Here is a 13,834-nt window from a genome sequence, read left to right on the forward strand (position 1 = left end):
TGTGTTTTGGTCAGACGTGCAGCTATTCACCGCCTGGAGTTTGATGCGGCGGCGATTTATCAATATCCCGAACATTTACGTCAATGGCTGGAAGGTTTGCCCAATCAGCCTGGCGTCTACACCTTTCACGGTGACAGTGAAAACCTGCCTCTGTATATCGGTAAAAGCGTCAACCTGCGCAGTCGGGTGATGTCGCATTTTCGTACCCCGGATGAAGCCAGCATGTTACGCCAGGCGCGACGCGTCAGTTGGATCCCTACCGCTGGCGATCTCGGCGCACAGCTGCTGGAAGCGCAGATGATCAAAACGCAACAGCCGCTGTTTAATAAGCGCCTGCGCAAAAATCGCCAGCTGTGCTCGTTGCAACTTGGCGAAGGTGCACCGCAAGTGGTGTATGCCAAAGATCTCGATTTCTCCTGCTCGCCTAATCTTTATGGTTTGTTTCGCAGCCGTTTTGCCGCGATGGAGAAGCTCAAAGCGATTGCCGATGAACAGCGCCTGTGTCATGGATTGCTGGGATTAGAGCGTTTGACGCCGGGACGCGGCTGTTTCCGTGCTGCGCTAAAACGTTGCGCCGGGGCTTGCTGTGGGAATGAGTCCATTGAAGCCCATCAGCAACGTTTGCATGATGCGCTGGAGCAAATGCGGGTGGTGTGCTGGCCGTGGCAAGGCCCGGTTGGCATGGTTGAAGTGGGAACAGCGATGACGCAGATCCACGTCATCGATCACTGGTTCTGGCTGGGATCGGTTGCCACTGAAGCGGAGGCGCGTCAACTTCAGCGCGCCCGCCAGGGTTTTGACCACGACGGCTATAAAATTTTGTGCCGCCCGCTGCTGTCCGGGACTTTCCCGCTGATTGAGCTTTAGAAACAAAACCGCCGACGCTGCCCAAAGCATCAGATGCAGTGGACAACGTCGGCGGTCTCAAACCGGATTAGTTAAAAGGCTTATTCACCATCAGCCGGCGGTGGCGGCATTTTACCGTCATGCGGGCCTTTCTCTGTCAGACGTTTCTCAAAGTTGGCGTTGTACTGTTTTTTCTGTTCCGGCGTCAGCACGTTGTAAATCTTGTTCTGAGTTTCCATCATGCTCACCGCACGGTCTTTGGCGTTGGCAGTCATTTTCTCAGCCTGCGCTTCCGCTTTGGCTTTATCAAACGAATCAGAGGCGATGATGCTGTGATTCGCACGACGCTCTTCCAGCGACGGACGTTTCATCTCTTTATGGCTATCACGCATGATGGTTTTGATCTGCGCTTTCTGCGCATCCGTCAAATTCAGGCCTTTGAACATCATCTCCATACCGTGATGACGCATTGGCGGCTTGTGCATCGGTTTTTCGCTACCGGCTGGTGGTGGTGTCAGGTTGTCCGCCGCAGCGTGGACGATGTTGGCAGCACCAAGAGCCATTGCAGTAGCCAGGAACAGGGAAGTGAGTTTACGCATAATATTTGTCCTTACTATTCAGTTTCATGACGACAAGGTGTGTCGCGTCTTCGGAAACAAGCATACGACGCCCAACGTCAACTACTCAGAGTCTGAGTAAAGCCCTGAAAGCATAAAAGACAGTTATCAGGCAATCATGGAGAGAAAGCGAAGAAATGCGTGAGGAATTGCAAAAGAGTATGACAATCAATGGGAAATACGCAGGAATTAAGGAGGAGTGTAACGGTATTGTCGGATTTGCGGAAGGGAAAAATCGCGCTGCGGCTGTTGAATTATGGCGCACCTTAGTGCGCCCGATAGCGGAACTGGGTTACCTCAAGAATTTACAACGCCAATGCCTGGGTCTGCGCGTTTTCTTCCACCAGCATTAATCCCGCCCGTAACCCTGCAGCGACATGCGGATTAGGGAACAGCACATACTCACGCGCCTGCTGCACGTAATAGCGCGTGTCGCCCTCTTCTGCCAGCAACGTGCCCTGCGGAAAGGCCGTGAAGTTTAAGGTTTCTGGCCCCATGTGCAGCACAAACTCATCGCCATGACGGGTAATCTGCTGCGCCACACGATAATGACGCGGCGGCTCACGCACCTCCGGCAATGGATCCCCATAAAGCAATGCCGCCAGCGCCTGCTGAATTGCAGCAAACTGGCTGAGATCGTTTTCACCAAACGGCAGCGCTTTACCTAATTCCAGGGTACAGCTGACCGCTTCATGATGCTCACAGCTGTAATGGGTAAAGGTTCCTCCCGGTGAGCGATGAAACACCAGGGCTTCCAGTTCGGCTGCCGCCAGCCAATGCAGAAAATCGTCCGGCCACGGCTGAACATTGAGTGGCATTACGCCGAAGCGTGCATGGTATGAGCCACGAATGGCGGTGTGCAGATCCAGATGCCAGCGCACTTCATGGTCGAGACACTCACGCCAGAAATGCTCAAGCGCCTGCTCAAGGCGCAGCGTGCGCTGCGCTTCGGGCAAGTCGGGGACCTTCTGCCATCGCCCGCCGAATAGACGGTTAATATCATACTGCTGATAACGTTTGCCGCTGCGGATGGCATCAGGGTTACCCAATATCACCAGTAGCCGCACGGCCAGCGGTTTCTCACCCTGCAACAGCGGGGTCAACAGCAGATTAAGAATCTCAACCGGTGCGGTTTCATTACCGTGCACCCCGGCAGAGAGCACCAGGGCCTGCTGCGTGGGTGCGTGCGGTGTCAGGGATAAAATGCCCTCATCGTGCCACTGCCACTGCAAATGGGCATTGCTGCCCTGCCGCTGTTGTGGCGGCTTGCCTGACAGGGTCTGTTGTAAAAAGTCCTGCATGTACACTCCTTTTCAACTCAGAAGCTTAACTCGCCTTCTGAGGTTAACGCTGAAACGCGTAGACACTGCCTAAGTCTAGCAGCTGTGTCAGCTCATCCAGCGCAGCGCGTCCCTCACGCAGTAATTGCGGATCGGCCAGATCGGCTTGCGTGAGACGATCGCGGTAGTGGCGATCCACCCAGCTGTTCAGGGTGGTAAACAGGCGATCGTTCATCAGTACCGCTGGGTTCAGCGCCTGACGCTCAGTTTCGTTCAGCACCACGCGCAAACGCAGGCATGCGGGTCCGCCGCCGTTGCACATACTTTCACGCAGATCGAACACCGTGAGTTCGCGGATGGGTCCACCGCTCTCCACCAGTTCGGTCAAATAGCGCCACACGCCCGCATGCTGCCGTGACTCTTCTGGCAGCACCAACCGCATACCGCCGTCGGGATGCTGCAATAGCTGACTATTAAACAGATAAGTGTTCACCGCGTCCGCCACTGACACTTGATCGCGTGGCACCACAACAGGCTGGAAACCGGGCACGCGCGCCGCCAGCTGCTGCAATAACGCAGGCTGATCGACAAACGCCTCTTCATGGCAGAACAGTACCTGCTGGTTGCTGACGGCAATCACATCGTTGTGGAACACGCCCTGATCGATCACCAGCGGGTTTTGCTGCGCAAACAGCGGGCGCCCAGCGTGGAGTTGATGCAGACGCGCCACCGCGTTGCTGGCTTCACGCGTTTGGCGGGCCGGGTAACGCGCCGGTGCTGCGCCCTGCTGTTGCCCATCACGACCATAAATAAACAGCTGTACACCCGCATCGCCGTACTCGGCACCAAAGCGGTTATGGTTAGCAGCACCTTCATCGCCGAACAGCGCCACCTGCGGCAACGCATCATGGACGCTGAAATGTTGCGGATCGCGAAAAATAGCGCGCAGCAGATCGGCGGTTTCCGGTGCTTCAATCGCGCGATGGAACTTGTTGTTGAGATTCGCCACCGTGAAGTGCACGCGCCCATCGGCACTATCGGCCGAAGGTGAAACGGTTGCGGCATTGGCCACCCACATTGCCGAGGCAGAACTGGCAGCGGACAACAGCTGTGGTGCTTGCTGGGCCGCTTTCATCAGTACTTGTTCGTCTGTGCCACCGAAACCCAGCTGGCGCAGCAGCGGGATATTCGGCCGCTCATGCGGCGGGATCACCCCTTGCACATAGCCCATGTCCGCCAGCGCTTTCATCTTCAACAAGCCCTGCTTCGCCGCCAGACGCGGGTTAGAAGGCTGTAGCTGATTGCGCGTTGAGGCTTCATTGCCAAAAGAAAGCCCGGCGTAATGATGCGTCAGGCCGACCAGACCATCAAAATTGGCTTCAAACGCTTTCATTATTCAGCTCCTTCAGAGGAGAAATCGAGTCCCGGCGATAAGCTGCCCGGCAGCGCCAGGCTTGGGCTCTCCAAAGATGCCATCGGCCACGCGCAGTAATCTGCTGCATACCACGCGCTGGCGCGATGGTTACCAGAAGCGCCGACACCGCCAAACGGGGCTGAACTGGCGGCACCGGTTAACGGTTTGTTCCAGTTAACAATCCCGGCACGCGCTTCCAGCAGCAGCTGATCGAACTGCGCACGCTGGGGAGATATCAACCCGCAGGACAGGCCATAGCGCGTCTGGTTAGCGATTCGAATCGCCTGATCGTACTCATCGTAACGGATCACCTGCAGCAGCGGACCAAACACCTCTTCATCGGGCAGATGAGCCACATCGGTCATCTCGATAATGCCCGGTGTGATGATGGCGCTGTCACGGTCGGGCCAGTGCATGCCCAGCAGCACTTTGCCGCCCAGCTCGATACGTTGCTGCCAGGCTGTGTAGATGTGCCCTGCCGCAGTCGGTGAAATCACGCTGCCCATAAAGGGTTGCGGCTCAGCATTCCAGGCACCCGGCTGCAAGCGCGCCGTGACCTCAACCAAACGCTGCAGAAAAGCGTCCCCTGCCGCGCCGCGTTTCACTAGCAGCCGACGTGCGCAGGTGCAACGCTGCCCGGCGGTGATAAAGGCTGACTGAACGGCGATATGAACCGCGCCGTCAAGATCAGAGGGATCTTCAACAATCAGCGCATTGTTACCGCCCATCTCCAGCGCCAGCATTTTCTCCGGCTGCCCGGCGAACTGGCGATGCAGGTGATAGCCTGTTGCGGCGCTGCCGGTAAACAGTAAGCCGTCAATTTGTGGCTCATGCGCCAGTGCCTGCCCCGTTTCACGCGCGCCTTGCAACAGCGCCATCACGCCCGCGGGCAAACCGGCCTGCTCCCACAGCTCAACGGTTTTTTCCGCCGTCATCGGCGTGAGTTCACTTGGTTTAAACACCACGCAGTTACCGGCCAGCAGCGCAGGAACAATATGTCCGTTCGGCAAATGGCCGGGGAAATTGTAAGGGCCAAATACCGCTAACACACCGTGTGGGCGATGGCGCAGCGAACTCTCTCCTTCGGACTGCTCCCCGGTACGCGTGTGATAGGCTTTTATCGAAATGGCGACTTTATTGATCATCGCCTGTACTTCGGTCAGAGTCTCCCAACGCGGTTTACCGGTTTCTTTGGCGATGGTTTCTGCCAGCGCGGTTTTGTGGCTATCAAGTAATTTCGCGAAGGCTTCCACTATCGCCTGACGCTCCGCAAAGGGCTTGCGAGCCCAGGCGGGAAAGGCGCCGCGCGCCGCTTCACAAGCGGCAGTGACCTGCGAACCGGTCGCCGCTCGGCCTTGCCACAGCGTTTCACCGTTCACCGGGTTTTGTTTGGTTAACGCTTCAGCGCCGCCCGTCAGCCATTGACCGTTAATAAAGTGCGTCATGCTTTTTCTCCTCGCGGCACAGCGTAACCACACGCAGCCCATCGCCATATTCGCAGCGCAACGCCGTGCGCTGATGTTCATTGATACGTACCTTTCCGCTCGCCATATCAACCGGCAGCAATGCCACGCGAAAATGCTGGTAATCACCGTTAGCCACCAAACATAGCGGCCAGCTGTCATCCGCTTCGCCCGCTTCAGCCTGCAACAGCTGACTTTTACGAATGGCGCGAATGCGATCGATTTCGCACTCCAGCGTTGGACCGCCGTCAAAGATGTCGACGTAATTGAGGTAGCGGAAACCTTCCGCTTCCAGCACGGCGCGCGCGGGGGCCGTTTTCGGATGCACCTCGCCAATGACTTTTTGCGCCGCTTCGCTGAGATAATGGATGTACAGCGGATGCTTCGGCATCAACTCTGCAATAAACGCTTTCTGCCCGGTGCCACTGAGGAAATCAGCTTCACTAAACTCCATCGAGAAGAAGCGGCTGCCCACGCTGTCCCAAAACGGTGAATGGCCGACGTCATCGCTGATGCCGCGCATCTCCGCGACCACATGCTTCATAAAGTGATCGCGGAAGTTCGCCATAAACAGAAAGCGTGATTTCGACAGCAGATGGCCATTTTTGCCGTCACGATAGTCAGGATCGAGGAACAGCGTGCACAGCTCGCTGCTGCCGGTGTGATCGTTACTCAACGACAACGTCGGCAAACTGGCGTAGACATTCAACTCTTTCGAGGCGTGCACCTGAGTGCCAACGCGAAAGTTGTACCACGGGTCTTGCAAGCCTACGGCCACTTCGATGGCACAGATGCCAACAGCACGATTATCTTCGCTGTCGGCCAGTACAAATACATAGCCTTGTTCGGCACGCGACAGCGCACCCTGCCAGGTGAGCAGAGAACGCTCAATACGCGCTTTAAGGGTATCGCTATCGGCGGGCAGCGAGGTTAAGCCGCCCCCGGTTTTGCCCGCCAGCGACAGCAACTGCGCAAGGTCGTCACGTTCGACGGGGCGAATCACCATCATGATGCGGCTCCTGTGAGCACGCGGGAGCAGGCGCGTTCAAAGCGCGCCAATCCCTCTTTGACTTCCGCTTCACTGATGTTCAGAGCGGGCGCGAAACGCACCACGTTGGCACCGGCAATCAGTACCATCACACCTTCTTCGGCCGCGGCCAGGTTGAATTGTTTGGCCTTACCGGCAAAATCCTCATTCAGCACGGCACCAATAAGCAGGCCCAATCCACGAATTTCTTTGAAGATCGGCAGACGCTGATTCATGTCCTGCAATGCCGCGACAAACCACTGATGACGCTCTGCGACACCCGCCATGAAATCGGGTTGGTTGATCAACTCCATCACTTTACCTGCCACCGCACCTGCCAGCGGGTTGCCGCCATAGGTGGTGCCGTGCGTGCCTACACCCATCACCAGCGCCAAATCTTCTCGCGTCAGCATGGCACCGATCGGGAAGCCACCGCCCAGCGCTTTTGCTGTGGTCAGGACATCCGGCGTCACGCCATAGTGCATATAGGCATACAGTGAACCAGTGCGGCCCACACCGCTTTGCACTTCATCGAAAATCAGAGTGGCATGATGTTTGTCGCACAATTCGCGCAGGCCACGCAGGAAAGCCGGATCGGCAGGCAGTACGCCGCCCTCGCCCTGGATTGGTTCAACGATCACCGCGCAGGTTTGATCATTTATTAGTGCGGCGGCTGAGGCCAGATCGTTGAAGCTGGCATGATCAATGGCCGGCGGCAGCGGCGCGAAATCGCGTGAATAGGCCGGCTGTCCACCGGCGGTAACGGTAAACAGCGTGCGCCCATGGAATGCATTATTGAACGCCACGATGCCATTCTTCTCCGCACCGAAACGATCGTGCGCCACTTTACGCGCCAGCTTCAGAGCGGCTTCATTCGCCTCTGCACCGGAGTTACAGAAGAACACGCGGTCGGCAAAGGTCGCGTCGATTAACTGCTTCGCCAGACGCAAGATGGGTTCATTGGTATAGCCATTGCCGGTATGCCACAGCTTGCCCGCCTGCTCTGTCAGAGCCTGCTGCAAAGCCGGATGCGCGTGGCCTAATGCATTAACCGCAATGCCGCCTGCAAAGTCGATGTAATCCTTTCCTTGTTGATCCCATAAGGTTGAACCTTCAGCACGCACCGGTACAAAAGCCGCGGGGGCATACACCGGCATCATCCATTGATCAAAATCGTGACGTGAAACCTGCAGTGACATAGCCATTTCTCCTGCCTCACCTCAGGTGAAGCTTTTGTTTTAAAATTGTTAAGCGCTGTTGTATTGCAGCTCTACTGTAGAGTGCAGTAAGCGTGCCAGCTAGCGGAAAAAATGCATAAACAGGTTCGAGTAACGTAATATCAATAGGTTAAGTGCACATTCCATTCACTTTAAATGCATAAAAAGTGAATACTTGTCTGATGGAGATGGGCAGGCAGCAATTTATTTAGCAGATTTATGCATTCACAAAATGAAATAGTGCTTTTGTGATCGAACAGGAAATATTTCGCCAAAAAGACGCGTATCACGCCCCAATTTGGGGCGCTTTGTGCATTTCTGGTGCAGGATTTCGCCGATGTTGTGCAACCCTCATTTGGCAGTGATTAGAATAAAACTGCATTTAATTAACATTCCGGCGTTGGATTTGAATAGATTTTGAACAGAAAAGTTTATTAAACGAAATTTAAACGACATCTAGTGACTAAGGTTATTATCAAACTGGAAATAAACGGAAACAAAGTGATTAACTCGATAATTACCATGCTAATCATTAGGCAGTTTTCTTTATTTGTTATTGAACAATAACGCATAGGCTTGTGCTATTTAACCAACAAAGAAATCAGGTGATTTACTTTTCTTTTAATTTTAAATAAATGCATTTAAAACAGTATTTTACGTATTTTAATTACTTAATCTCCACCTGCTTTTGGGATAAGTTTATCCAATGTAAAATCCCATATAATGGAAGTTGAGATTAAAAATCACACAAAAAGCCTATAAGAAATATTTAGTTACATATATTGCACTTTTGATCTTGAACCTTTTGTGTCATTTTCTTTTCACCCCGAAGACGGGGATACAATTAAAAAATATCACAGGGTAAACCATAAATGATGAAGCGCTCCTTACTGGCAGCAGTGATGCCTTTACTGCTGGGACTTTCTTCGGCTCAGGCCGCCGAAATCTATAACAAAGATGGCAACAAACTCGATCTGACTGGCAAAATCAACGTTTCGCACCTGTTCTCTGATAACGACAGCCAGAACGGTGAAGTTTCGTCTTATACCCGTCTGGGCTTTAAGGGCGAAACTAAAATCAACGATCAGTTGACGGGTTATGGCCAGTGGCAATACCAGTACAGCCTCAGCAACTCTGAAGGCAGCGATGCCAACTCAGGCAACAAAACCCGTCTGGGCTTTGCAGGCCTGAAAATTGCTCAGTTCGGTTCAATCGACTACGGCCGTAACTACGGTCTGGTATACGACGTACTGGGTTACACCGATATGCTGCCGTACTTCGGCGGTGATTCAGGTTACACCGATGCCTTCCTGTCAGGCCGTTCTACCGGTGTGCTGACCTGGCGTAACAAAGATTTCTTCGGTCTGGTGAAAGGCTGGAACTTTGCCGCGCAGTATGAAGGCAAAAACGACCGTACCGATTCCACTGTCGCCGTTCGTCGTTCAAACGGTGATGGCTTTGCGCTGTCAACCTCATACGACTTCGACTTCGGCCTGAGCCTGGTCGGCGCTTACGCCAGCCTGGATCGCACTACCACCCAAAACCAGGCAGCACGTGGTGATGGCGATAAAGCACAGCATTGGGCGACTGGCCTGAAATATGATGCTAACCAGATCTATCTGGCAACCATCTACAGCCAGACTTACAACGCCACCCCAATCACCGGCGGCTTTGCTAACAAAGCGGTCAACTTTGAAGCTGTTGCTCAGTACCAGTTCCTGAATGGTCTGCGCCCATCTGTGGGTTACGTTTCTTCAAAAGGTAAAGACATCGAGAACATTGGTGATGCAGACATCATCAAATATGCTTCCGTTGGCGCGACCTATTACTTCAACAAAAACATGTCAGCGTATGCGGAATACCGCATCACCTTGTTGAAGGATAATAATCCGCTGGGTCTGAACACTGATGACATCACTGCTGTGGGTCTGGTGTATCAGTTCTAACTGATGGTTCCCTCATTGCATACCGGCTAGTGTCGGCTGGGTATGAGCCAGGGGCAGCGCAAGCTGCCCTTTTTTATTGTCGTTATACAGGTACTCAATCGTGATTGAGGACGCGATAACTGACTGTTTCCGTTATTACTCTTCATGATTTTACACTCATGGAGACAACGCTAATGATTCGATTTTGTATTTGTGCACTTATGCTGATGATGTGTGCGTCGCTTGCACAGGCCGCAACGGGTTTTCGTCAGATAACACTTGATAGTCAGGGCAATCGTCCGCTCAATGTTGCGTTTTGGTATCCCACTGCCGCCACGGGCGTCTTTGAAGATGTGGGTGAGAACCCCGTGTTCTATGGTGAGCCGATGTTACGCAATGCAACGCCTCGTCCAGGGCAGCATCCTTTAGTCCTTCTCTCTCACGGCTATGGCGGTAGCTGGCGTAACCTCAACTGGTTGGCGCATGCACTCACTGTGCAGGGATATATCGTCGCTGCCCCCAATCATCCCGGTACAACAACTGAGAATCTCGATCCTGCTACTGCCCGGAAACTTTGGCTGCGTCCAGATGATATCAGCCGGGTACTGGATCGGTTATTGGCAGACGAACACCTGGCAGGAAAGGTCGATTCGTTGCGCATCGCCGCCATCGGCCACTCACTCGGAGGGTGGACAGTAATGGAGTTAATCGGTGCCCGGTTTTCGTCGAACAGATTTGTTCAGGATTGTCAGAACCACGCGCAACTAGCAGACTGTCAATTAATCGAAACTTTGGGTATCAGCAATACAAATACCGCTTCTTTATTAGATGCTCAATTGCGTAATCCACGTATTAAAGCGGCCGTATCGCTTGATCTTGGTCTGGCGCGCGGATTCACACCTGAGAGCCTGGCAAGGGTTTCTGTGCCAGTGCTGGTGTTATCCGCAGAACAAGACAGTGTTGAACTTCCCGCCTCACTGGTATCCGGCTATCTGGCGCAGTATCTTCCGCCGCAACAGACATCGTTTTCACGTATAAGAGGCGCAACCCACTTTAGTTTTATGCAGCGCTGTAAACCCCATGGTGCTGAGTTAATCGAACAGTCTTCCCCTGGTGAGGGCTTCGTTTGCCGGGATCAAGGCAGCCGCACCCGCGCCGATATTCATCAGGAGTTAATCGCCCGTATCACGCGCTTTCTGACAGCGGCATTGAACCCGCCTGCTGACGAAATGCACTCGGCGTCTGTCCGCTAATGCGTAAAAACTCGCGATTGAAATTTGATTTAGTGGTGAATCCTGACGCCAGCATCACCTCCGTAACCGGCAGTGAACTGCTTCGAAGCAACTGCTGCGCATGAGCGATGCGAAAACCATTTATCCACTGAGAAACATTGCAGTGGTAAGTCGCATTGATCGCACGTGAGATGTGACGCGAGGGAATACCGGCTTTGCGCGCTAACAGATTCAACGTGAGTTGTGTATTAAGGAACAGGTCATCCTGCCGCAGTCGATTTTCCAGTTGCAGGCACAAGGCTGCCTGCTCAGGCGTCTGCAACGGAGAAGAATCGGGCATTGCTGTCTCAATACTCACTTCCAGGGGGCGAGTACGTGCTGCAAGTACAATCGCCAGACTAAGCAAAGGCAGCATTAAACTTTGTAGTAGCGCGATAAGTTGCGGCACAAGCTTGCCCTGATGCAAAGTGAATTCGAGCGCCACCAGCAAATCGGTTATCCCAGAGAAGCAAAGAAATATCCCGGCGGTAAGAGCCATTCTTGCCGCCAGGACGACTTCACCGATGCGCGCATCGCTAAATCGATCCCCACCGCCTAAGCCCATAAGAATCAATGCCGCCCCGTATCCGATGTAAAGCACAAATAGCGCGCTATCAATGGCTTCTGGCCAGCACTGCATAATGATGATGGCCAGTGCGGGCGGGAAGATTTTCCAGCGTGAATATTGATGAGTCGTATGCGGGCTGAAACAGTGCCAGGCCAGTGCCGGGATTAGCGTTGCTAATAACACGCGCAAAGCCATGAGTGGTGTTGACGGCCAGATCCAACGTAATGCTCCCACCGCCAGTAACAGTGAGCAGACAATTAGAAATAGCAGCGTGGTTTGGTGGCGTTGCTTATCGTTCGCCGCTAAGGTCACGATTAAAATTAGCAGCACCAGTAGCGTAACCAGCGGAACCGGAATTGAAGGCATGCAGTAAGAATCCATTCTTGACAATAAGCCGCTATCTTACCAGGTTCATGCACTGAAGTGGCGGGAATTTCATCGATGGCCGTTACTAAGGCGTTATCAGATCGAAACGATTATCCTCACCAGAATTGATGCTAAACGGCTCCTGAATTTGCAGCGTAATCCAGTTGGAGGTCACCCGGCCGCCCTTGCTGTCTTCCAGTGTCACAGACAGACGATAGCTGTTAGTGGCGTCAGATGCGCTGTTCCACGCGGGCATAATAATGCTCCAGCCTTGTGGATCATTAGGATTCGCGCCCGGCGTGAGGCTCAGGGCTTGGGTGTCGCCCTGCCAGACCACTTTGGTGATCGGATTCGCATTACGGATTTGCAATTTCAGCGGCAGGCTTTCACCGCCGTTTAATTTCCATGGTGGTGTGGCGAGGAACACCGATAAGGTATTGCGCTGACGATACTCCACCACCGGCGTATTATTGCGCGTCACCATGTCGTAACGGCTGCCGCGCAGCGAGCGCGCCTCTGCGACATTCTCAGCACTCAGCTGCTGGCTCAGCGGCACACCGAAACGATAGTTGAGATGCAAACCCAGCTGATCCTGACTTTCACCTTCATTACTGGTTTTGTGGCTGGCAGAGAGTGTCACCAGCGGCACCGGCGTGTAGGAGACACCAAAGGTCAGCGCCGAAGGATTGTGATAAGTGTTGCCGCTGCTAAACAGATCCACGTCATTACCCAGATACTGCTCCCAACTTACCGACATCCCGAGCTGGCGATAAAATGGCAAATATCCCTGAGTGGTGAAGTCATAACCGCGTGCCATCCGCTGCTGCTGGAAAGGATCGCGGTCCTGCCAGCCTGAAAGCGGCGTGTAGTAATTAGCCGAGAAGCGCAGATAGTCGCCCCATGCTTCCGTTCCCACTGAGGCGCGCTGCAATCCGCTGTTGAACATGCGATCGACAAAACCGTTGTAACCGAGCAGCCATTTACCCGCCGTCCAGCGTTGCCCTAAGCCGACATTGCCCACCAGCCCATCATCCGTTTGGTGGAAACCCACCTCACTAAAGGTCAGATATTGATAGCGATCGGCCCACGGCGTGAGCAGAGAGGCGCCACTGCCGGTGAAGTTACCGTCCATATCGACGTTAAAATCGATCTGTGCTTTACCGTAAGGTGACAGCAGTGATTGGCCCTCATTAGTTACGTGATCGGCCACTTCATCACGAAAGTGGTTGAACGCCCAAATCCCCGCTTGATGGCCAAAGGTGGTGTCAGTGGTGCTGTCCTGACTGGCTTCACCAATGCTCTTGGCGATGGTTGCCAGATTTTGCTGAGGGCTGCGTTCTCGTCTTCATAGCCGAGTGCGGGCAGATCGCTGGCCATTTTCTGGAAACGTTCGGGATCGCTAAAGGGCGCATCGGCGACATGCGTATCGGTCACCAGCGCCAAAGCAGGCGCGGTGAAAAGCAGCCCCGTTGCAGCGGGCAGCATGCGCAGTGATTTGAATGCAGAGAAAACAGATGTCATAGCAAAAACAGGCTTTTATCCAGTTTAGAATTTGAAGTGGCTCACAAAACTGTACTGGAATACCCTAACACATTCTGCCGATTTTGCAGAAAGGCCGGGCTGAATTAGGACATTACCTGATTAGCAAAAGGCATCATCAGCCAAAACGCCCTGCATAGTGTAATGCTCGTCAGTTACGCGACGGGGGATAACGCAGCCTGGTGCCGTACTGGGGCTTCAATGCGCGTAGTGAAAAAGGGCACAATAGTTGAGGCCAGCGCACCTCTGCTGCTGCAAAGGCTATCCGCAGCGCTGAGGCTTTTACGTTGGGCCAGGAGCC

General features: G+C 53.7%; 10 protein-coding genes and 1 pseudogene. 3 read left to right on the forward strand and 8 right to left on the reverse strand.

Annotated elements, in window-relative coordinates:
• The first annotated feature begins 6 nt into the window (after positions 1-6).
• Positions 7-867 carry an excinuclease Cho gene (gene cho / locus HA45_RS19175; RefSeq protein ID WP_100699865.1) on the forward strand — a complete coding sequence of 287 codons (861 nt, stop codon included), beginning with the start codon at positions 7-9 and terminating at the stop codon, positions 865-867.
• An 80-nt stretch (positions 868-947) separates the two neighbouring features.
• Here the strand turns inward: cho and spy are convergent, their stop codons facing one another.
• The 6 genes from spy to HA45_RS19205 form a co-directional block, all read right to left on the reverse strand.
• On the reverse strand, positions 948-1,445 hold the full coding sequence (gene spy / locus HA45_RS19180) for an ATP-independent periplasmic protein-refolding chaperone Spy (RefSeq protein WP_100699864.1): 498 nt from the start codon (positions 1,443-1,445) through the stop codon (positions 948-950).
• A gap of 323 nt (positions 1,446-1,768) precedes the next feature.
• A complete protein-coding gene (astE, locus tag HA45_RS19185) occupies positions 1,769-2,764 on the reverse strand; it encodes a succinylglutamate desuccinylase (RefSeq protein WP_100699863.1) in 996 nt (331 codons plus the stop codon).
• A gap of 43 nt (positions 2,765-2,807) precedes the next feature.
• The gene (gene astB / locus HA45_RS19190; RefSeq protein ID WP_100699862.1) at positions 2,808-4,136 is read right to left on the reverse strand and encodes an N-succinylarginine dihydrolase; all 1,329 of its coding nucleotides are present in this window, start codon (positions 4,134-4,136) and stop codon (positions 2,808-2,810) included.
• On the reverse strand, positions 4,136-5,602 hold the full coding sequence (gene astD, locus HA45_RS19195) for a succinylglutamate-semialdehyde dehydrogenase (protein ID WP_100699861.1): 1,467 nt from the start codon (positions 5,600-5,602) through the stop codon (positions 4,136-4,138). Before astD ends, astB begins: the two co-directional genes overlap by 1 nt.
• Complete coding sequence (astA, locus tag HA45_RS19200) at positions 5,586-6,629, reverse strand: arginine N-succinyltransferase (protein WP_128598999.1); 1,044 nt, start codon at positions 6,627-6,629, stop codon at positions 5,586-5,588. Before astA ends, astD begins: the two co-directional genes overlap by 17 nt.
• Positions 6,626-7,846, reverse strand: a complete 1,221-nt coding sequence (locus HA45_RS19205) for an aspartate aminotransferase family protein (RefSeq protein WP_100699859.1) — start codon at positions 7,844-7,846, stop codon at positions 6,626-6,628. Before HA45_RS19205 ends, astA begins: the two co-directional genes overlap by 4 nt.
• A gap of 890 nt (positions 7,847-8,736) precedes the next feature.
• On the opposite strand from HA45_RS19205, the gene HA45_RS19210 reads away from it, so the two are divergent.
• On the forward strand, positions 8,737-9,810 hold the full coding sequence (locus HA45_RS19210) for a porin (RefSeq protein ID WP_100699858.1): 1,074 nt from the start codon (positions 8,737-8,739) through the stop codon (positions 9,808-9,810).
• A gap of 158 nt (positions 9,811-9,968) precedes the next feature.
• Positions 9,969-11,042, forward strand: coding sequence for an alpha/beta hydrolase family protein (locus tag HA45_RS19215; protein ID WP_244563477.1), 1,074 nt, complete (start codon positions 9,969-9,971; stop codon positions 11,040-11,042).
• Here HA45_RS19215 and HA45_RS19220 read toward each other — a convergent pair.
• Both HA45_RS19220 and HA45_RS19225 read right to left on the reverse strand, forming a co-directional pair.
• Complete coding sequence (locus tag HA45_RS19220) at positions 10,975-11,994, reverse strand: helix-turn-helix domain-containing protein (protein WP_157811605.1); 1,020 nt, start codon at positions 11,992-11,994, stop codon at positions 10,975-10,977. The two genes, HA45_RS19215 and HA45_RS19220, sit on opposite strands and share 68 nt — an antisense overlap.
• Before the next feature lie 85 nt (positions 11,995-12,079).
• Positions 12,080-13,479: pseudogene (locus HA45_RS19225) on the reverse strand (YchO/YchP family invasin).
• Positions 13,480-13,834: the final 355 nt, after the last annotated feature.

This window comes from Pantoea rodasii, from assembly GCF_002095465.1.
GTDB classification, from domain to species: Bacteria; Pseudomonadota; Gammaproteobacteria; order Enterobacterales; family Enterobacteriaceae; genus Pantoea; species Pantoea rodasii.

What these genes read in the sequence shown, in the direction of transcription:
- spy (WP_100699864.1), bottom strand. Translation starts at nt 1,445, where the DNA reads ATGCGTAAACTCACTTCCCTGTTCCTGGCTACTGCAATGGCTCTTGGT.
- astE (WP_100699863.1), bottom strand. Translation starts at nt 2,764, where the DNA reads ATGCAGGACTTTTTACAACAGACCCTGTCAGGCAAGCCGCCACAACAG.
- astB (WP_100699862.1), bottom strand. Translation starts at nt 4,136, where the DNA reads ATGAAAGCGTTTGAAGCCAATTTTGATGGTCTGGTCGGCCTGACGCAT.
- astD (WP_100699861.1), bottom strand. Translation starts at nt 5,602, where the DNA reads ATGACGCACTTTATTAACGGTCAATGGCTGACGGGCGGCGCTGAAGCG.
- astA (WP_128598999.1), bottom strand. Translation starts at nt 6,629, where the DNA reads ATGATGGTGATTCGCCCCGTCGAACGTGACGACCTTGCGCAGTTGCTG.
- HA45_RS19205 (WP_100699859.1), bottom strand. Translation starts at nt 7,846, where the DNA reads ATGTCACTGCAGGTTTCACGTCACGATTTTGATCAATGGATGATGCCG.
- HA45_RS19210 (WP_100699858.1), top strand. Translation starts at nt 8,737, where the DNA reads ATGATGAAGCGCTCCTTACTGGCAGCAGTGATGCCTTTACTGCTGGGA.
- HA45_RS19215 (WP_244563477.1), top strand. Translation starts at nt 9,969, where the DNA reads ATGGAGACAACGCTAATGATTCGATTTTGTATTTGTGCACTTATGCTG.
- HA45_RS19220 (WP_157811605.1), bottom strand. Translation starts at nt 11,994, where the DNA reads ATGCCTTCAATTCCGGTTCCGCTGGTTACGCTACTGGTGCTGCTAATT.